Genomic DNA, 20814 nt, shown 5'->3' on the forward strand with positions numbered 1-20814 from the left:
GTTATACCCCTAGGGTATTTATGACAAACTCTCTATATTTTAGCTAGACAGTTTTAAGCTTGCTTCTTACGCTCGATATCGCTTAAGTTTTCCATTTTCTTATTTCTTAAGAAGCCATTAATGTCTTCAAAGTGTTCTTTGATGCGTTTGTTACCAAACTCAAACACCTTCGTGGCCAGTCCGACTAAGAAATCTCTATCGTGAGAAATAAGGATAACCGTACCCTCAAAAGCCAAAAGAGCATCTTTTAGAATGTCTTTAGTACGTAAATCTAGGTGGTTGGTAGGCTCATCGAGAATTAGAAGATTGACAGGTTCTAAAAGCAATTTTATCATGGCAAGCCTTGTTCGCTCTCCACCAGATAGTGCTTTAACTTTCTTGTTCAAATCATCTCCACTAAACAAAAATGCTCCTAAAAGGTCTTTGATTTTTGAGCGAATCTCCCCTACTGCTACATTATCTACGGTATCAAAAACAGACAAATCTCCATCTAGCATGGAAGCTTGATTTTGTGCAAAATATCCTATTTGGCAATTATGACCTACTTTCAATTCTCCATCATATTCTATTTCCCCCATAATGGCTTTCACCATGGTGGATTTACCTTCACCATTCTTACCAACAAAAGCCAATTTCTGACCTCTTTCAATAGTAATATTGGCATCCTTGAAAATCAAATTATCACCGTAAGACTTGCTCACTCGGTCCGCTATAACAGGATAGTTTCCTGATCGAGGTGCCGCTGGGAACTTGATACTTATGCCAGAAGTGTCAATCTCATCGACTTCAACAATATCCATTTTCTCCAACATTTTCACCCTAGACTGTACTTGAAGCGTTTTAGAGTATGTTCCCTTAAAACGATCAATAAAACCTTGTATATCCGCTATCTCCTTTTGCTGGTCACTAAACTGCTTTTGCTGCTGCTCTAGTCGTTCTTTTCTTAACTGTAAGTAATGGCTATAATTCACTTTATAATCGTAAATTTTACCCATGGTTACCTCTATAGTTCTGTTGGTAATGTTATCTACAAAAGCTCTATCGTGAGAAATAACGATAACCCCTTTAGCACTGTTAACCAAGAAATCTTCTAACCATTGGATAGATTCAATGTCCATGTGGTTAGTAGGCTCATCTAAAAGTATCAAGTCTGGTTTTTGAAGCAATATTTTGGCCAATTCTATTCGCATTCTCCAACCCCCACTAAACTCGCTTGTTGGTCTGGTAAAGTCTGATCGTAAAAAACCTAAGCCTTGAAGCGTCTTCTCTATTTCTGCATCGTAGTTAACTTCTTCAATAGAATAATACTTCTCACTTATATCAGAAACTTTTTCGATGATGGTCATGTATTCATCCGACTCATAATCTGTTCTAGTTTCTAGCTGATGATTCAGCTCATCCATTTCCGTTTTTAGCTTTAACACCGCCGAAAAAGCCTTAGCTGTTTCTTCAAAAACGGTGCTGGTATCATCTGTTAGAAGATGCTGCGGCAGGTACGCTATTACGGCATCATTTGGCGTAGAAATTTTACCACGAGTTGGTTTATCAACGCCTGCTATTATTTTGAGTAGCGTTGATTTTCCAGCTCCATTTTTACCCATAAGGGCTATTCTGTCTGTTTCATTGACATTAAATGTGACATCACTAAAAAGTGTTCTTCCACTGAATTCTACCGCTACGTTATCTACCGAAATCATATATTTTGCTTTTGAAGCCGCAAAGGTAGATAGACAAACGCCAAATAAATAGGGTCTAGGGATAAATATAAGATGTTCCGGGTAGTTGATTGGTGGCTTTTAGAGGCTTCTAATTACAATTTTACAAGATATCGAATTTAATTCCTCAATCTGGCTTCTGTCTTGCCACCTGCCTGTCGGCAGACAGAGACCGCACTACTTTTTGTTAAGGCAAAAAGTAGCCGCAGCGGCGGACCGCCAAAAAACAAATAAACTTGTACAATTGAAATTTATAATAATGAAAATATTATAACATAAGCCACCAATTTCCAATTGTCCCTCGAACAGTAATTGGTTGATATGGAATTAATATATTTTAGATTTCCTTTTTAGCTCCAGAGGAGCTTTATGTTAATAGGAAAAAGCTATTATGGAATTTCGTTTGGCGGGATTTTGGCCTTTCGCCAAAATCATGACAAACATACCCTAAACGGCCACCTTGCCTTTAATTAATGGATAAGGGTCGTAACCCTCTATTTTGATATCGTCGGCTGTATAATCAAAAATAGATTTAACATCGGGATTAAGCACCAATTTAGGTAATGCTTTTGGTGTTCTTTCCAATTGCTCGTTTACTTGCTCAAAATGATTGGTGTAAATATGTGTGTCGCCACTGGTCCATACAAAATCACCGACCTGTAAATTACATTCTTGGGCTATCATATGAGTTAAAAGTGCGTATGACGCTATATTGAAAGGTACCCCCAAAAACACATCCGAGCTACGTTGATAAAGCTGGCACGACAATTTACCATCCGCCACATAAAACTGAAATAAAGCATGGCATGGCATAAGTGCCATCTCAGAAAGCTCACCGACATTCCAAGCCGAAACAATGATTCTTCTGGAGTCTGGCGTAGTTTTAATTTGATCTATAACCGTCTTTAATTGATCTATAGATTCGCCTGTTGATTTAGGCCAAGAACGCCATTGTTTTCCATAAACTGGCCCCAAATCTCCGTTTTCATCTGCCCATTCATTCCAAATCCTGACTTTATTATCATTCAGGTATTTGATATTGGTGTCACCATCTATAAACCAAAGTAATTCATGCACCACAGACGGAATATGAATCTTTTTAGTCGTTACCAAAGGAAACCCCTCCTGCAAATTGAAACGCATCTGATAACCAAAAACACTTTTAGTACCCGTACCTGTACGGTCGGTTTTCATGGTGCCTTCGGCCAAAATATGTTTTAGAAGGTTTTGGTATTGTATCATTTCTTATGCTAGAATTTAAAATTGATTAAGGCTTAATTCAAATATAAGACGTTAGATTTTAGGCTTTGAAAATGTCTGACCGACCTCCAACACGCAACAACTAGGATCTAACACCAGACAACCGACATCAAACTACTAAGCTCTCAAAATCTCAAAACTATGTGTTATTTCCGCTGAACCTTGAAATTGAGCAGTAGCTGAGCAATACTTTTCCATAGACATGGTAATGGCTCTCTTCATTTTTTTCGCGTCAATTTGCCCTTTTACCTCAAAGTGTACATTGATACTTCTAAAAGGAGACATTTGAGTTCCTTCTATGGTTTCTCTTTCGCCAGAGATAATCACGTTAAAGTCTTCTATAACTTGTTTTTGCTTCTTTAAAATGATTACCACATCTATAGAGGCACAACCGCCTAAACCCATCAAAAGCAGCTCCATTGGTCTGCTACCGGAATTATGGCCACCTACTTTTTCAGAGGCATCTATATGAACTAAACTATCTGAAGAACCTTTTCCAGTTAAGTGGAAGGCGTCGTCTACTCTTGTTAATTGTACTTTCATTTTTCGTGCTATTTACTTCCAGCTATAGCCTGCTTAAAGTCAGCTATTAAATCGTCAATATCTTCTAAACCAACCGAAATTCTCATCAAACCTTCTGTTATGCCCAACTCATCCTTTATATCCTGTGCTACTTTAGAGTGCGTCGTGGTATTCGGATTGGTGATGGTTGTTCTTGTGTCACCCAAATTTGATGTCTTGCTCGGTATGGTTAACAACTTGGTAAAACGAATAATTCGTTCAAAACCGCCGTCCAAATCTATGGTTACCAAAGCACCTCCACTTTTCATTTGTTTCTTAGCCAAAGCAGACTGTGGATGAGAATCTAAAAAAGGATAATTAACTTTGGTTACACCTTCCAAACCTTGGAGTGCTTCTGCCAGTTTGGCTGCATTATCACAATGCTTTTCTACTCTTAAATGTAAGGTTTCTAAACTTTTTGAAAGTACCCAAGCATTAAATGGAGAAAGTGCTGGTCCCGTATGTCTACAGAAAAAGACTACTTTTTCCATGCGTTCTGGGGTTCCTACTATAATTCCGCCCATTACTCTTCCTTGCCCATCCATAAACTTGGTGGCCGAATGCACTATCAAATCTGCCCCAAAATCTGCTGGCTTTTGAATGACTGGCGTAGCAAAACAATTATCAACATAATAAATCAAATCGTGCTTTTTAGCCACATTGCCTAACATTTCTAAATCCACAAGGTCTAAACCCGGATTAGAAGGTGTTTCGCAGTAAAGCATTTTAGTGTTTTCTTGAACGGCATTATTCCAGTCTTCTTCTGTAGCACTCACTTCCAAATAAGTATGACTGATACCCCATTTCGGGAGTATTTGCGTGATAATCTGGTGAGCAGAACCAAAAAGTGCCTTACTAGAAACGATATGATCACCAGATTCTAAATGAGCAGCAAATCCTGCAAAAACCGCTGCCATTCCTGATGCGGTAGCAAAACCTTCCTCTAATCCCTCCAGCATACAAACCTTATCAATAAACTCTTGAACCGAAGGGTTAGAGTATCTTGAATAAATGTTTCCTGCTACTTCGTTACTAAAAAGTGCTTTGCCATGCCCAGCATCTTCAAAAGTAAAACTTGAAGTCAAAAACATTGGCGTAGAGTGCTCTCCATGCTGTGTTCTTTCTGTTTGAATCCGGATTGATTTGGTTACGTCTTTCATTAAAGTAGAAAAAAGACTCAAGGAAATTTTACCTCAAGACTTCCTTAAAATTGTTCAATTATTAATTATTTGGCAAATATGCCATTTTCATAATTTGTAAGCCAGTCTTTTTTAACATAATGCATCGTTTTAAAGAATGGCACAAAATACATTTGCATATCCTTTTCAAAATCACCAGAAGGCATAAAAGGCTCACTTATAATCACCTCTTTCTTCTTAAAATCAAAACCTACAGGAAGAATTGGTATTTCGCCTCCTACGGCCATATAATAAAAGCCTGTCCTGAGTTTGCTTACATTTTTTCTAGTTCCTTCCGGTGCTATCGCAAAAAGCATGTCCTCGGCACTCTTGATGGTCATGGCATAACTTTCTACCATATTAAGGTTCTTAGTTCTTATTACGGGCGTTCCTCCAAGCCATTTAAACAGAAACCCAAACAGCGAATCAAACAATTCTGCTTTTCCTAAGTAACCTATTTTGCGTTTCATGGCTCCTCTGGCCATTATGCCCACAGGGAAGTCGAGCCATGTGTTATGAGGGCATACAGCTAAAACCCCCTTTTTAAGGTCTTTAGGAATTTCGCCTATTAGCTTCCAACCAAATAAATAGAACAAAAATCTAGCTATCAAATTATTTCAATAAAATGGGTAAGGACTAAAACATAGAATAAAGATAATAATACTTATCCAACCCAATAGCACTCTACCATTATTCAAGGGCTTATCATACATAACAGGCGGATGATAGACACCCAAAAACCTTCCTAAAAGTACTGCAAATGCCAAAAATCCAGAATAGCCTTCTACATCTGGTAATAGATAAGAAACAACAAACTGAAGTAAAATAACAGATAGAGCGATGATCCAATTGGTTTGATTATTCTTAGTTATTCTGCTAAAACAAAGAAAAATAGCAAACAAATAAAAAAGGAAATTTAGTAAAGCCCTAAAGCCTTCCTTAAAAAAGAGTTCTTGAAGTTCTTCTACTTTATAAAACCCTAAACCTGCATAAAACACAAACCCGGTAAAGAGCAATGGAGATACTTTATTGAAATTCTTTTCTCCAATGAGTGAAAACAAAATATGACCACCGTCTAGTTGCCCGATGGGCATTAAATTTAAAGCCGTAAAAAATAGACCAAGAAAACCCGCCAGTATAAACGGATAATGTGGTAATTCGTTTGGATGTGGCAGCAATTTCTTCTCTGCAAAGTTCTCTTTTATCCAATGGCTCAAAATACTATCACCTAACCTAAAAGCACTTACCACTTCTACCTGACTACTATCTATACTTCCAAATGCATTTTTACTATATACAGGTTCATAGGCAAAATCACCATAGTTTTCACCGTATTGTTCGTATTCTGGGTGAATCTCAAAAACGAAGTCTTGGCTTGGCAAATTGGAATACCCATAAGCCAAAAAGCCAAATGCTACTACAAATCCCGCTAAAGGTCCAGCTATACCAATATCGAAATAATTTACCCTCGTTTTTATTTCTTCCTTGATTCTTATGAAGGCACCCATGGTACCAAAAGAAATCCCAGGAATCCATAAAGGGATATAATAGGGTAAAGTCACATTGACTTTACGCCATTTAGCCACAAAATAATGGCCAAATTCATGGAAGGTAAGAAAAGCCAAAAATGGAAAAGCATACCAGATAAAACCCTTTTTTAGCAATTCTAAATCAACTCCTTCAAAGAGAATAGATTTACCCGTGACCCATTCCATTCCAGCAAAAGTGGTAACAAGAACAGTTACTAAAAATAAACTGATTTGAATAATAAGCGTTTTATGCTTCATTAAATTTTGAAGTGATTGATGACATCGTCGTTAATCGGATCCATTAAAATAGTCTGGAATCCCATTTCCGCTGCTGACGCAATATTGGCAGCGTTGTCATCAATAAACAGTACATCCTCTGCTTTTTGTTCAATATCCTCCAAAACAGTTCGATAAATTTCCTTATCAGGTTTCCATAGACCCATTTCGTAAGAATAGAAAGCCTTCGTAAAAAGTGCTTTCACGTCTGGAATTCCAAACTGATCTCTAAAAATGCCATTACATTTTGTAATGTGAATATTGTTGGTATTGCTTAATAAATACACGGGGTATTTATCTTTCAATTCTAAAATCAGGCTAATTCTGTAAGGAGGTAAATCTAGCAAAAGAGCATTCCATGCCAAATCCACCTCTCTGTCGCTAAAAGGATAACCGATGGTTTGCCTTATTATTTCTCTAAATTCTTCATCAGAGAACATACCGCTTTCATATCTGCGATTCACCTGACTGGTTTCCATTTTCTCTTTAATCTGAGGAATGGACTTCCCAGAAAACTCAGCAAATGCTTTTATGGTCAATTCAGGGTCAATGTTGATAATAACATTGCCGAAGTCAAAAAGAACAGCCTTATAGTCGCCCATGTCTTACTCTACCACTACACCCATGGAACAAAACTTATCAATTCTTTTGGTTATTCTTTCTTCAGGTTTCATTTTACTTAAAGTCCTGATTTCTGAAAGAATAGCCTTTTTAAGATTTTTAGCCATCGCTTCAAAATCTAAATGAGCTCCACCTCTTGGCTCTTTGATGATATCGTCTACCAAACCAAACCCTTTCATATCTTCTGCGGTCAGCTTTAAAGCGTCTGCAGCTTGCTCCTTAAAGTCCCATGTTTTCCAAAGAATAGTAGAGCAGTTTTCTGGAGAAATTACAGAGTACCATGAGTTTTCCAACATCAGCACACGATCTCCAATTCCTATCCCTAAAGCCCCACCAGAAGCACCCTCACCTATTACAATACAGATTACGGGCACCTTCAAAGTCATCATTTCCTTCAAGTTTCTGGCAATAGCCTCACCTTGACCTCTCTCTTCTGCCTCTAAACCAGGGAAAGCACCAGGGGTATCTATAAGCGTAACTATCGGAATGTTAAACTTCTCTGCCATCTTCATCATTCTAAGAGCTTTTCTATAGCCCTCTGGATTCGGCATACCAAAATTCCTATGCTGTCTTTCTTTAGTTTTACGTCCCTTCTGCTGACCAATAATCATAACAGCCTTACCCTCAATATTACCTAATCCACTAACAATAGCCGGATCGTCTCTTACATTTCTATCTCCATGAAGCTCATGAAATTCTTCACATAAAAGTTCTATATAATCTAAGGAATATGGTCTGTCAGGATGGCGTGAAAGCTGTACTCGCTGCCATCTTGTCAAATTGCTAAAAGTATCTTTTCTTAACTCTTCTATACTGTTAGAAAGGTTTCTAACAGCCGAGCTTACATCAACATTATTTTTGGAGGCCAAATTTTTCATGTCCTCTAGTTTAGACTCTAGCTCTGCAATAGGCTTTTCAAACTCTAACAATGTTCTCATTCTTAATATAAATTCACTTTAGTTTCTAAACGTAATTTCAATAACGAAAGGTTGCTTTACAGCTTTTCGAATTCAAAATTATATCAAATTTCAAATTCTTCACCTTTTTCTGGGATTTCAATATTTTTGAAGCCCTCTTCTTCCAAAACATTTTTAAAGTTAAGCATGGAATCTAATTCACCGTGAACTAGAAACACCTTTTTTAATTTTTCTGGGTCTTGTTGCTTTGCAAAAAGCTTTAAATCATCCAAATCACCATGACCACTAAACACATCGGTGCTCATAATTTTGGCATTTACCTCCTTCTTTGCCCCTTTTATGGTCAATTCAGAAATTTCTTTATTTCTCAACCGATGTCCCAAAGTTCCTTCAGTGGCATAACCAATAAAAAGCACGGTCGCATAAGGATTTTCAATATTCTCAGCAATATGATGCTCTATCCTCCCCCCATTAATCATTCCTGAAGACGAAATAATAATACAAGCTTCATTATGATAGGCTACACTTTGAGATTCTTGTGCTGTTTTTAGATAATGTAAATTCTCAAAATCAAAGAGCATATCGTCCAGTTCCTTTATTCCTTTAGCTTCCGCATTTAAATACCTGCTATATTTTTCATGGATTTCAGTGCTCTTTCTTGCCAGTGGGCTATCGGTAAAAACCTTAATAGGCTCTATCTCATGCTTATCATAAAGCTTATTTAGCGTATAAAGTAAAGCTTGCGTTCTTCCAACGCTAAAAGTAGGAATTATTAACCTACCAGGCACATCAATACAGCATTCCTGAATAATACCCTTGAGCCTTTCTTCTGCTGCCATTTCGTCTTCATGCTGCCTATTTCCATAAGTGGTTTCACAGATTAAATAGTCCACCTCAGGCACTAATTGTGGATCAGGTAATAGCGGATAATCTACCCTACCAATGTCACCCGAAAAACAAATACTTTCTATTTTTCCGTTATTTTCTACCTCTAAAAGTATATGAGCGGCACCTAATAAATGCCCTGCTGGGATAAAAGTCACCCAGCCGTTATCCTTAAACTTAAATCGCTTATTATAAGACAAAGGCACAAAGTTATCGACTGCATAATTCACTTGGCTCGATAAATAAAAAGGTCCAGAGGCTATAGACTTTCTTTTCTTTGAAAATTTCTTATTCTTTTCAATAGCCTTGAGTTTCCTTTGGTATAAAGAGGCCGCATCATACAAAAGAATCTCTGCCAACTCTAAAGTAGGCTCCGTGCAAAGCACTTGCCCCTCATACCCTTCTCTATAAAGGTTAGGTATCTGTCCACTATGATCTATATGAGCGTGCGTTAATAAAACCAGATTCACCATGCTAGCATCAAATGGAAATAATCCAAATGACTCTTCTGAATCATCATCAGAATAACTATTATTACTTAGGTCTGTTCCACAATCTATCAAAATGCGATAGTCGTCTTGCAGCTCCAATAAAAACATACTTCCGGTTACCTGTCTGGCCGCTCCAAAAAAGGAAAGTTTCATTAAATATATTGTCTCTATAAGAGAGATTATTCCAAATAAAAGCCGCAAAGTTATTCAATTAACCCATATCAAATGGGTAAAACCTGCAAGTATTATCAACATCATCCACTAAAAGCTATTCTATTTGTTACGTTTATACATTATAAGTTTCCTGTTTTGTATCTTTAAAATTCCTTCAAAACATGCGTTTGCTTCACCTAAAATTCTAACTTTCTAATATGAATCTAATCGCTCTTATTATCCTTCAGTTCTCCGCTATTCAGAGTGAATTACTCAACGACCTTAATCGTTTTCAAAATTCGAATGGCATTAAGCATGGAACTGTGGCGGCGTCCATTCATCGTGTATCAGACCATAAAACCGTACTGGATTTTAATGGTAACAAAGCGGTTAATTCCGCTAGCACGTTAAAGTTAATTACCACTGCCACCGCTTTGAGTAAACTTGGTTCGGCCTTTAGATATAAAACAGATCTACTTTATTCTGGAGCAATCAAAAATGGCATTTTAGAAGGGAATCTAGTTATTGATGGAAACGGTGACCCTAGTTTTGGCTCGGAACGAGGTAGGAATCCTTTCAATGTAGTATTGGAAGACATTTATGAAACCCTTAGAACACTAGGAATAGGAAAAATAGATGGCAATGTTATCGTCAATGATCCATCCGTCTTTGAGTTTGACACGCCAGATTCTTGGATATGGGGTGATATGGGCAATTATTATGGAGCTATTCCTCATCAGTTTAACATCAATGAAAACCTATACACCATTTATTTTGAGCCAGGGAATTCTGTGGGCTCAGAAGCTGCTATAAACTATATAAAGCCCTTTGACGCCGACTGGCAAATTATAAACTTGGTAAAAACGGGTACCTCAACCAGTGGCGATCAAGTTTACATATATGGCGGAGCCAACTCCGACGTCTTGGTTTTAAAAGGAACCGTTCCTCTAGGAAAAAGTAATTTCTCTGTAAAAGGATCGATTCCTAACCCCGCGAAGGTCTTTAGAGCCGAATTAATTAAATTTTTAGCAACGAAAGGTATTTCAATTTCACAAAAAGAGTTGTTGCCATTGGCAAAAGACCTTCCACCAACATTAGTAAACCATCATCTCATCAAAAGATTTCAATCACAAACCCTGGGAGAGTTAACTGAGGACTGCAATTTTTCAAGTATTAACATCTACGCGGATGCATTTCTGCACTCCTTATCATTAAATGATACTGGCTTTGAAAGCTTTAATCAAGGATTAGAAACGCTTAAAACTCATTGGAAAAACAGAACTATAGACCTGTCCGGTTTTAATCCAAAAGATGGCAGTGGTCTCTCTCCCTCTGGTTTCATCACTGCCCAGAACATGACCAATATCCTAGGGGCTATGAGTAAAGATGAGTACTATCCGTACTTTTTAAACAGCATTCCCGTTTTAGGCCAAGAAGGAAGTGTTAAATATAAAGATAGGCAGCATAAAACCGGAGGAAGAGTGAGAGCCAAAAGTGGCTCAATAGAAGGCACCAGAGCTTATGCTGGATACTTTACGGACAAAACTGGCGAAAACTTTTCTTTCATGGTGGTCGTAAATAAATATGAGCCAGATATGACCACGGAGGTTAAAAGTTTTTTAGACAGCTTTCTTGTCAAAATGGGTTCCAGGTAGAAAACAATTTAAGTCATAATTTTCTCCTAATAGCCTGTTTATAAATCTCGAAGATTTAATCTAGCTTTGCAATTTATTACACTATCATCAATTTACGTCTTTAAAAAGATGTAGTCTTTTACCTAAAATGCTGACTCACAAAGAAATGGAAGAAGTTATCAGCCTTGCTGAAGAGCTTCAAAATGGTTCTATCTCGCAAGGGAAAACTGACTTCGCGGACAGAATGGAGCCTATTATTAAGACTCCGACTTCAAAACACTTTTTAATTAGACTCATGGATGTGGCCTTTAGGTCAAAGAACAACAGCCGTGTATCTCATTATGTCTTAAACCTTTTCAATTCTAGCAGTGAATACAAAGGCCTTTTCAACTCCTTCGAAAGCCTTTTAGTAAAACTTTACCTGAGTATAGGGCATTATTTCCCTTCTATAAGTATTCCGCTTATGCTGAGTCAAGTTCAAAAAGTAACGGATTCTATTGTGTTTTTTGTTGGTAGCCATAAATTTAAAGCCCAAGCGGCAAAACGTAAAAGTGAAGGAATAGCCCTCAATGTCAATCTTATTGGCGAAGCATTAATTGGTGAAGTGGAAGCGTCGGAAAGGATCCAACAGTATAAAGACTTGCTACGCCAGAGCGATGTGGATTACATCTCCATCAAAATCTCCACCATCTATTCTCAAATCACATCATTGGCATATGAGCATTCAATTCATGTTTTGGTAGAGAAATTGTCTGAAATTTATGATGAACTTATCGCCATACACCAAGAAACAGGTATTTGGAAGTTTGTAAACCTAGATATGGAGGAGTATAGAGACCTTCACATGACGTTAGACACTTTTACCCAAACACTTTCTTTAGAAAAATATAAAAACCTAAGAGCAGGTATAGTATTACAAGCCTACCTCCCCGACACCTTTGATGAACTCGTAAATCTCCAAGAATGGGCTAAAGTAAGGGTAGAAAATGGAGGAGCACCCATTAAAGTAAGACTGGTAAAAGGGGCTAACATGGAAATGGAAAAAACCGAATCTTCGCTTGAAGATTGGGAAGTGGCTTCCTACACTCAGAAAGTACATACCGATGCTAACTTCAAAAAACTTATTCTCCAAGCCATTACGCCGGACAGGTCAAAATATCTGAATCTGGGAGTGGCTTCACATAATATTTTTGACATCGCATTTGCACTATATTTGGTTAAAAGGGACAATTTATACGACCAAATAGATTTTGAAATGCTAGAAGGCATGGCCAATGACACCGTAAGAAGCCTAGCCAAACAAAACGCCAATATCCTACTTTACACCCCTATTGTAGAAAGAGAAAACTATAACTCTGCCATGGCATATCTAGTAAGAAGACTGGATGAGGGCACCCAAGACGGCAATTTCCTAAAAGAAGGGTTTGAACTGACCACCGGTTCTGAAAAATGGAATGAAATCAAAAGACAATTCTTGAGTTCAGTAGAAATTATTGATACGGTTTCTATAACTCCGAAAAGACAACAAAACAGAAACACCGAGACTTTTATTCCCCAAACGAAGTTTTATAATGTGGCGAATACCGATTGGACTTTAGAGTCAAACAGAGCTTGGATTAACACTTATAAAGCAAAATGGGCATCCGCAGAAATGCCTCTACCCAATATCATCCCTATTCTACCAAAACTGGAAGATAGAGACAGCATTCAAATAGAAGGTTGGAATGGGTTGCCAGCATGGTCCTATGAATTGGCCATACTTCCCGATTTTGAAAGCTTTTTAGGAAAGCAAACGAATTGGCACCAAGAAAGTGTAGAAAAAAGAGCTGAGCTATTGAGATTAGTAGCCGTAGAAATTGAAAAAAACAGAGGCGATTTAATCTCCGTGGCGGTGAGTGAACTAGGAAAAACCATAGCAGAAGTAGATGTAGAAGTATCGGAGGCTATAGACTTTGCCAATTACTACGCACATTCCATCTTGAAATTGAGAGATGAAGTTCAAATTGAAGAGAAGGAAGGTATAAATCTTATCCTGTCACCTTGGAACTTCCCTGTTGCCATACCCATTGGAGGCGTTTTAGCTTCCTTAGCTGCAGGAAAAAGAGCCATTTTAAAACCCTCTACTAATGCCGCTGCCACAGCCTATCTTACCAGCAAATGTTTATGGGATGCCGGTATTTCCTCAGATGTATTTGCCTTTTTCCCAACAGAAGAAAGCAATCTAGATGACTATCTTTCAGATGGAAATGTTTTTGATGCCGTTATTTTGACGGGTGGTACAGATACTGCTAAGTTCTTATTGAATAGAAATCCTAAGCTGAATTTATTTGCGGAGACTGGCGGTAAAAACTGTACCATAATAACCGCTTTGGCAGATAGAGAACAAGCCATTAAAAATGTGGTTCAAAGTGCCTTTGGCAACGCAGGTCAAAAATGCTCCGCTACTTCTATTTTAATTCTGGAGGAAGAAATTTTTAACGACTCACATTTTAAGACCTTGCTAAAAGATGCCGTTAAAAGTAAAACTCAAGGCAACCCGTGGCAATTGGAAACCCAGATAGGTCCCTTAGCCGTACCCGTTTCCGATAAGATTCAGCATGTCTCGGACAACACTGCGGATAATGAATGGCTTTTAAAACCAACTTTAGACGGCCAATTCTTTTTAAGCCCAGGCATAAAATGGGGTGTGACGCAGGCAGATTACGAATACAATAATGAGTTATTCGGCCCGATTTTATCCGTTATGAAAGCTCAAGACCTAAACCACGCCATTGACCTTGTAAATGGTGTAGCTTATGGTTTGACCAGCGGTTTAGAATCTTTAGATGTTAATGAAGTGGCTTTATGGAAAAGTAAGATCAAAGCAGGTAATCTTTACGCCAATAGACCCACTACGGGTGCTATTGTAGAAAGACAGCCATTCGGAGGAATGAAAGCGTCAAACTTTGGTTTTGGGATGAAAGCAGGAGGTAGAAACTATGTTTTACAGTTTATGACCACCAAGGCTATTTTAGACCATACCCAAACCAGTTACATAGAATGGGCTAACGAGCTTTTTGAAAAGGAAATAGACTACTCCAAACTTCGTGGACAGCATAACTTTAACAGATATCTTAAAGCATCTAAAGTCTTCGTCCTGATAGACCACCAAACGAAAATTACGGATATCGCTATGGTATTAGAAGCCTGTAAAGTTTTAAACATAAAAGCGGAAGTAGTTTCTAAAGACGGCAGTAAGAATGCTACTAGAAAGCTAAATAGCTGGATAGAACTAGAAAAAGAAATAAATTACTATGTGATTGTTCGTTCATTGGTTACTACTGATATTGAAGAATTAAGGAAAAGCTGCCATCAAAAAGCCATTCATATTTTTGACCGCAAACCTAGTCCAAATGGCCGCTTAGAACTGCTTAATTACCTCACCGAACAGAACTTCTCTTTTAATTTCCATAGATATGGGAATTTATTAGGCGAAGCATAAGAAGCCCGTTCAAAAATCTTAAATTGCGTAAGAAACTAAAGAAATAATAAAACAAATATGGAGTTATTCGGAATTGACGTTGGAGGATCAGGAATAAAAGGTGCACCTGTTGATATGGAAACTGGCGAACTGATAGGAGAACGTTTTAGAGTAGATACTCCTAGACCTGCGACTCCTGAGGCTATGGCAAAATGTGTCAAAGAAATCTTAGAACACTTTAATTGGAAAGGGCCTGTAGGCGTAGGTTTCCCAACGATAGTAGCAAACGGACAATGCAAGTCTCAAAGCAACCTTCATAAAGACTGGATAAACGTTCACATCGATAAGCTTTTCAAAGAAGTGTGTGGTAACGATTTCAAAGTAATTAATGACGCAGATGCCGCTGGTTTAGCCGAAATGAATTATGGAGCGGGTAAAGACAAGAAAGGTTTAGTGATAACCATAACCCTTGGCACAGGAATAGGTTCTGGGGTGTTTTATAATGGGCAGTTAATCCCAAATTTTGAATTAGGGCATTTACGTTATAAAAAGAATTCTCCAGTAGAGAAATACGCTGCCGATTCTGTCAGAAAAAACAAAAATCTCAGTAATGAAGCTTGGGGAGAAAGACTTAACTATTACTTCCAGTATTTAGATAGAGTGTGCTCTCCAGATTTGGTTATTGTGGGAGGTGGTGCTAGTAAAAGATGGGATGACCTTTATCCACTTTTCTCTGATGAGCTAAATTTGGTAGTGGCAGAAACTAAGAATGAAGCGGGAATTATTGGTGCCGCTATGGCCTCAAAAGAACTTTATCAAGCTTTTTAAGCATTTTATTACCCCTGCTTCTTATAGCAGGGGACTCTTCGCCATATTTAAGAATGGCTTCTTCTAACACAATCTTCAGCTCTGGTGCCAGTTCCTTATAACGCTCCACCACACGGTAAGCCGCAAACATGGCATGAGCCTTTATGCCTATTGATGAGTTATTCTGAAGATATCGAAGCGATAAATCATAGACCTCCCCTTCTATAGCTTCAGGAAACCCGTAATCTCCCCAATGCCTTAAAATAGCTCTTAGCACTGCGTCATGATGATTACCATGCTTAATTTTCTCCAAAAAGCTATATTGAAAACTGTCTACTAAAGTTGGATTAACATCCGTAATAAAATGCAGCACCCAAGCCGCCTTTTGATTCAGCTCAAAATCATCTACTAAAAGACAATCTGTCCATTCTTTACATTTTTGAGGGTCATCACCAATAAATTCCATTATTCTCTCGCAAGTGGCCTTAGATCTATCTTTCAGTAATGTCTCCTTTATGCTCACTCCTCCTCGTCGTTAGAAGGCATTTCAATATGATGCAAATCCATTAAATGAACCAACAGTTCTTCATTACTTCTCCATAAAATTTTGAAAACCTCCTCAAAAGCCTCGTTGTTCTCGTAATATGGATCTGGCACTTCCTGCACCCCTCTAACCTCAGGGTCAAAGTCTCTAATTAAAAATAACTTTTCTGGAGGTGGAGGCGTTCCTTTGGCCTTATGATACATGTTATGAACAAATTCAAAATTGGCCTCGTCCATAACCGCAATATGATCAAAGTTGTCAAAATCTTCTACCGAGAGTTTCCTTCCAATGTGTTTAGTTGCCAAATCATGTGCTTCCAACACCTCCAAAGTTCTCCTATCTGGGCTTTTACCAATATGATAACCAGCGGTTCCTGCAGAGTCAATTTCAAATTTATCAGACAGGCCATTTTTCCTAACAATTTCCCTAAATGAGGCTTCACCCAAAGGTGACCTACATATATTCCCCAAACACACAAAAAGTACTTTTACCATAATTTGAATTTAATATATTTAAAGATAAGCCTATCTACCCGCAAAAAATAAAACCTTGTCAAGTAAAATCTTAAAGACACTTGACAAGGTCAAAATATGGCATAATCAAAAAAACAAATATCTATTCTACTTCTTCCATGAGTTCACCCTCTCCATCCACTAACACAAACACCGTCTCGCCCTCTTTCTTCATTAGATATTTCTCTCGGCCATATTTTTCTAAAGCATCTAAATTATTTAGAATGCCCTTCTCTTTGGCCTTAACTTTCACGAGTTCTTCATCATAATATTCTATCTGATTTTCGTACTCCTTAAGCTTTTGCCAGTATTTAAACTGAGTGATGAGATTGGCACCATCAAAAAAGGTTAGCCAAACCACAAAAAAAGCAAAGCTGTAAACATAGAAACTGTTATTCTTTACGAATTCTTTGTAATTAAAATTCATTGCACGTAAGTTTTATTAGGAAATCAAATTTACATAAAGAATAACAAATGTGTAAAGCCACCTGATTTAATTTCAAGTCTATCTTCATCTTCAATGAAATCAAAGACATTATTCTCCTGATTTTCTATGTTGAAGCTCTTTAAGGGACACATAATAAAACAGAATTATTTTAACTATCAATTAAATAAAAAGTCCTGTAAGTATTTTTATAATACTCACTTTGAAAGTTTAACATAATCCTCTTCAATCCAATCCATGTTAAAAGAGTTAAAATAACAAAAGGGAAAATCATAAGAACTTTTATACATCCATTTACTTTGAGATAAAAAAATACGTTCGCAAATAGTAGAAAGAAAGGTAAGAACAGACTTTTGGCAAAAGATGCCATATTTTTTGCTCTATCTATCAATTCAATCGAGCGTTCATCTGCTTTAGCCACTACATAGCTGTAACAATAAAAAATAATTTGATCATTGTCCAAAAGATCTCCATTCGAAAACACTCCAAAAATATTCCTAATTTTTTCAGATAGCCTATTTGCTAATTCTTCGTCCTCTATAGAACCATTTATAGTCCTAAGTTCACGAAACTTAGATCTATAAAACTTATTAAAGAAAATTATTTGAAACTGCGAGAGCACAAAGCCGATTAAAAATGAAATTGAAACTATCAATAAGGATAAAATCACCTCATTAACATTTCCTAAATCATTAGACAATTCTTTATTAAGGTTCAACTGATAAAACAAATTCAAACTTAAACAGGTATTCGCAAAACCTGGAATAAGATAAATAATTATATCTTTTATTGATAGTGATTTTTCAAACATGCTTGTTTTGAATAAATTAAGCTTTATAAGCTATTTCAAAAATAACCATTCTTCTATTCAAAAAATTTGATTCCTGAAAAACCATTGTAAAAAAAAGCGATATAGAAAATGACCACAGCCTGATCGAAGAATCCAAATAAATCCTCAACCACAAAAAAGCCACCTGATTTCTCAGATGGCTTTCTATCAATTTGAATTTGCAATTCGTTTAAGCGAATTATCCTCTAAACTTCAATCCTGGAAAAACAGCTGAATCGCCCAATTCTTCCTCAATTCTCAATAATTGGTTGTATTTCGCCATTCTATCAGAACGAGAAGCAGAACCAGTTTTGATTTGACCTGTATTAAGAGCTACGGCTAAATCAGCAATTGTAGCATCTTCAGTTTCACCAGAACGGTGAGACATTACTGATGTATATTGGTTCTTATGAGCCAAGTTTACGGCATTGATCGTCTCTGTTAAAGAACCAATTTGGTTTACTTTAATTAAGATAGAGTTGGCAATATTCTCCTCAATTCCTCTAGAAAGACGGTTAACGTTAGTCACGAACAAATCGTCACCCACTAGTTGGATTTTCTTTCCAGAAAGTCTTGTGTGCTCAGCCCATCCAGACCAATCATCTTCGTCCATACCATCTTCAATGGAAACAATTGGGTATTTATCAGCCCAGCTATCCCAGTATGCAGCCATCTCTTCAGATGTCAATTGCTTACCAGAAGATTTTTTGAAGGTATAAAGACCTGTTTTCTTATCGTAAAACTCAGAAGAAGCAGCATCCATTGCAATGAATACATCTTCACCTGGCTTGTAACCTGCTTTTTCAATAGCTATTAAGATAGTCTCAATAGCCTCTTCGTTTGAACCAATATTTGGAGCAAATCCTCCTTCGTCACCTACATTAGTAGAGTAACCTTTAGAGCTCAATACTTTCTTAAGGTTATGGAAAACCTCAACACCCATTCTTAAAGACTCAGAGAAAGTGTCTGCCTTTGCTGGCATAACCATAAACTCCTGAAAATCGATAGAGTTATCTGCATGAGAACCACCGTTGATGATATTCATCATAGGTACAGGAAGTGTATTGGCATTAACACCGCCTAAATAACGGAATAATGGTAAACCTACTTCTTGAGCCGCTGCTTTAGCTACGGCCAAAGAAACACCTAAGATTGCGTTAGCTCCTAATTTCCCCTTATTTGCAGTACCGTCAAGGTCAATCATCAATTTATCAATAGCATTTTGCTCGAATACATTGAAGCCTAATAGTTCTTCAGCAATAGTATTATTAACATTAGCTACTGCTTTCAAAACACCTTTACCCATATAAACTTTAGCATCCTCATCTCTTAGTTCTACGGCCTCATGAACACCAGTAGAAGCACCAGATGGAACAGCTGCACGACCAAGAAAACCATGTTCGGTTAAAACATCAACCTCAACAGTTGGGTTACCTCTAGAATCCAGAATTTGTCTGGCATGTACTCTTACAATTTGACTCATTTTTATTAATTTACTTTAACAAATACAATTTTATATAAGAAACCTTCTACTGCGAGAAGCTTTCGTCCTAAATCGGTACAAAGTAAATAAATATTTTACAATGCTCGTTAGATAATAAGAATTCCAGAGCTTTGTTATTAATTATTTAATAGGACAAAATGAAAAATTTATCTGTTTTCGCCCTTTTACTTATCTCTACGCTTTCGTTTTCTCAAGAAATCAAAGCATTGGACGCTTCTACCTTCCAAAAGGCCCTAAGAGAAAATAATAATGCTCAGCTTGTAGATTTACGTTCTACGGATGATTTTAATGAAGGACATATAAAAAGAGCCATTTCATTAGACTATCTCTCAGATGATTTCACGGAATCAGCACAAGCTAACTTGGATAAAAACGGAGCTTTGTTTTTATATTGCTTTACTGGGAAAGAAGCTCAAAATGCCAGCGTCTTTCTTAAAGACTTAGGGTTTAAAGAGGTCTATTTTCTAGAAGGCGGTTTTGCAAGATGGACTGCCAATAGCAAGCCTTATGTTTCCAGCAGAACCACGACCAGGCCTATTGCCCCTTTTACCGTGGAAAATTTAGAGCGAATTGTTAAGTCTAACCAAAACGTTTTTGTTTTCTTAAATTCACTTACCTGCAAAGAATGTAAAGATTTGGAAGCGGTCATTAGAAATAATACGGGTATGCAGCATGATATCAAATTATTGAAATTAGATTTAACGCAGGAACTGACAATAGCGGAGCATTTCAATGCTACCGAAGCCCCTACATTAATATATTTTCAGAATGGAAAACAAACATGGAAATATAAAGGCGTTATATCGGAAAAAGATCTTCAAGCTATTCTCTTCAAAACAACCCGATAATTTGCCCCCACAATTTACTTATATTTGTATTTTACTCAATAACTGCCATTAATGATTGCTTTCCTAAACGGTAAACTAGCCCATAAACAACCCACCCATGTTTTAATTGACGTTGGAGGCGTTGGTTATTTCGTTAAAATTTCATTACAAACGTATGGAGCACTAAAAGAAACGGACGAGTTAGTAAAACTGCATACATTACTCATTGTTAGAGAAGACTCTCATACGCTCTTCGGCTTTTATAAGCATGAGGAAAAAGAGCTGTTTGAGCATTTAATCTCCGTATCTGGAATCGGACCAAGCATAGCTATTGTAATGCTTTCTTCACTTTCTTCTGAGGAAATTACTCAAGCCATCGTTTCTGAAAACGTGGCTGTTATTCAGGGGGTAAAAGGCATAGGTGTTAAAACGGCACAAAGGGCTATTATAGAGCTAAAAGATAAACTGAAGAAAGAACTTGTGGCCACAGGTGTAAATCCTTCTGTTTTTGGTTCGCAAAACCTAACGCTGAGAAGCGAGGCCCTTTCAGCTTTGGTTACTTTAGGTATCCCTAAAGCAGCAGCTGAGAAAAATATTGATGTCATTCTAAGAAGAACTGGTGGAGATGTTTCCTTAGAAGAATTGATAAAATTAGCCCTTAGATAA

Annotated in this window: 19 protein-coding genes; 5 read left to right on the forward strand and 14 right to left on the reverse strand. The window is 37.3% G+C overall.

The features are described 5' to 3' along the window. Window positions 1-53: 53 nt before the first annotated feature. The 9 genes from ACSBFT_RS08495 to ACSBFT_RS08535 form a co-directional block, all read right to left on the reverse strand. A complete protein-coding gene (locus ACSBFT_RS08495) occupies window positions 54-1697 on the reverse strand; it encodes an ABC-F family ATP-binding cassette domain-containing protein (RefSeq protein ID WP_489604271.1) in 1644 nt (547 codons plus the stop codon). A 465-nt stretch (window positions 1698-2162) separates the two neighbouring features. Next, window positions 2163-2957: a thymidylate synthase gene (locus ACSBFT_RS08500; RefSeq protein ID WP_489604272.1), complete on the reverse strand. Its 795-nt coding sequence runs from the start codon at window positions 2955-2957 to the stop codon at window positions 2163-2165. A 135-nt stretch (window positions 2958-3092) separates the two neighbouring features. After that, on the reverse strand, window positions 3093-3518 hold the full coding sequence (locus ACSBFT_RS08505) for an OsmC family protein (RefSeq protein WP_489604273.1): 426 nt from the start codon (window positions 3516-3518) through the stop codon (window positions 3093-3095). An 8-nt stretch (window positions 3519-3526) separates the two neighbouring features. Beyond that, on the reverse strand, window positions 3527-4696 hold the full coding sequence (locus ACSBFT_RS08510; RefSeq protein WP_489604274.1) for a trans-sulfuration enzyme family protein: 1170 nt from the start codon (window positions 4694-4696) through the stop codon (window positions 3527-3529). Window positions 4697-4761: 65 nt separating this feature from the next. Then, complete coding sequence (locus tag ACSBFT_RS08515; protein WP_489604275.1) at window positions 4762-5325, reverse strand: 1-acyl-sn-glycerol-3-phosphate acyltransferase; 564 nt, start codon at window positions 5323-5325, stop codon at window positions 4762-4764. Window positions 5326-5331: 6 nt separating this feature from the next. Beyond that, window positions 5332-6501, reverse strand: a complete 1170-nt coding sequence (locus ACSBFT_RS08520) for a site-2 protease family protein (RefSeq protein WP_463046643.1) — start codon at window positions 6499-6501, stop codon at window positions 5332-5334. Further along, the gene (locus ACSBFT_RS08525) at window positions 6501-7121 is read right to left on the reverse strand and encodes an HAD family hydrolase (protein WP_489604276.1); all 621 of its coding nucleotides are present in this window, start codon (window positions 7119-7121) and stop codon (window positions 6501-6503) included. The genes ACSBFT_RS08520 and ACSBFT_RS08525 overlap by 1 nt, the downstream gene beginning before the upstream one ends. 3 nt (window positions 7122-7124) lie before the next feature. Then, window positions 7125-8078, reverse strand: a complete 954-nt coding sequence (locus tag ACSBFT_RS08530) for an acetyl-CoA carboxylase carboxyltransferase subunit alpha (protein WP_463046645.1) — start codon at window positions 8076-8078, stop codon at window positions 7125-7127. Between the two features lie 83 nt (window positions 8079-8161). Next, window positions 8162-9586 carry an MBL fold metallo-hydrolase RNA specificity domain-containing protein gene (locus ACSBFT_RS08535; protein ID WP_489604277.1) on the reverse strand — a complete coding sequence of 475 codons (1425 nt, stop codon included), beginning with the start codon at window positions 9584-9586 and terminating at the stop codon, window positions 8162-8164. Between the two features lie 218 nt (window positions 9587-9804). On the opposite strand from ACSBFT_RS08535, the gene dacB reads away from it, so the two are divergent. The 3 genes from dacB (at window position 9805) to ppgK (ending at window position 15508) form a co-directional block, all read left to right on the forward strand. Next, window positions 9805-11241 (forward strand): D-alanyl-D-alanine carboxypeptidase/D-alanyl-D-alanine endopeptidase, encoded by a 1437-nt coding sequence (gene dacB / locus ACSBFT_RS08540; RefSeq protein ID WP_463046647.1) that lies wholly within the window; start codon window positions 9805-9807, stop codon window positions 11239-11241. A gap of 127 nt (window positions 11242-11368) precedes the next feature. Beyond that, window positions 11369-14701 (forward strand): proline dehydrogenase family protein, encoded by a 3333-nt coding sequence (locus ACSBFT_RS08545; protein ID WP_489604278.1) that lies wholly within the window; start codon window positions 11369-11371, stop codon window positions 14699-14701. A gap of 57 nt (window positions 14702-14758) precedes the next feature. After that, window positions 14759-15508, forward strand: coding sequence for a polyphosphate--glucose phosphotransferase (gene ppgK / locus ACSBFT_RS08550; RefSeq protein ID WP_489604279.1), 750 nt, complete (start codon window positions 14759-14761; stop codon window positions 15506-15508). Here ppgK and ACSBFT_RS08555 read toward each other — a convergent pair. From ACSBFT_RS08555 to eno, 5 genes are all read right to left on the reverse strand, one after another. After that, window positions 15474-16010 (reverse strand): hypothetical protein, encoded by a 537-nt coding sequence (locus ACSBFT_RS08555; protein ID WP_489604280.1) that lies wholly within the window; start codon window positions 16008-16010, stop codon window positions 15474-15476. The genes ppgK and ACSBFT_RS08555 overlap by 35 nt on opposite strands. Next, entirely contained in the window at window positions 16007-16525 is a 519-nt protein-coding gene (locus tag ACSBFT_RS08560; protein WP_489604281.1) for a low molecular weight protein-tyrosine-phosphatase, read from the reverse strand. The genes ACSBFT_RS08555 and ACSBFT_RS08560 overlap by 4 nt, the downstream gene beginning before the upstream one ends. A gap of 121 nt (window positions 16526-16646) precedes the next feature. Next, window positions 16647-16970 carry an FtsB family cell division protein gene (locus ACSBFT_RS08565; protein WP_463046652.1) on the reverse strand — a complete coding sequence of 108 codons (324 nt, stop codon included), beginning with the start codon at window positions 16968-16970 and terminating at the stop codon, window positions 16647-16649. Between the two features lie 169 nt (window positions 16971-17139). Continuing rightward, window positions 17140-17799, reverse strand: coding sequence for a hypothetical protein (locus ACSBFT_RS08570; RefSeq protein WP_489604282.1), 660 nt, complete (start codon window positions 17797-17799; stop codon window positions 17140-17142). 217 nt (window positions 17800-18016) lie between these two features. After that, window positions 18017-19300, reverse strand: a complete 1284-nt coding sequence (eno, locus tag ACSBFT_RS08575; protein WP_489604283.1) for a phosphopyruvate hydratase — start codon at window positions 19298-19300, stop codon at window positions 18017-18019. 158 nt (window positions 19301-19458) lie between these two features. On the opposite strand from eno, the gene ACSBFT_RS08580 reads away from it, so the two are divergent. Beyond that, a complete protein-coding gene (locus ACSBFT_RS08580) occupies window positions 19459-20169 on the forward strand; it encodes a rhodanese-like domain-containing protein (RefSeq protein WP_489604284.1) in 711 nt (236 codons plus the stop codon). Window positions 20170-20220: 51 nt separating this feature from the next. Further along, entirely contained in the window at window positions 20221-20814 is a 594-nt protein-coding gene (gene ruvA, locus ACSBFT_RS08585; RefSeq protein WP_489604285.1) for a Holliday junction branch migration protein RuvA, read from the forward strand.

It is taken from the genome of Arcticibacterium sp. SM2516 (assembly GCF_057914865.1).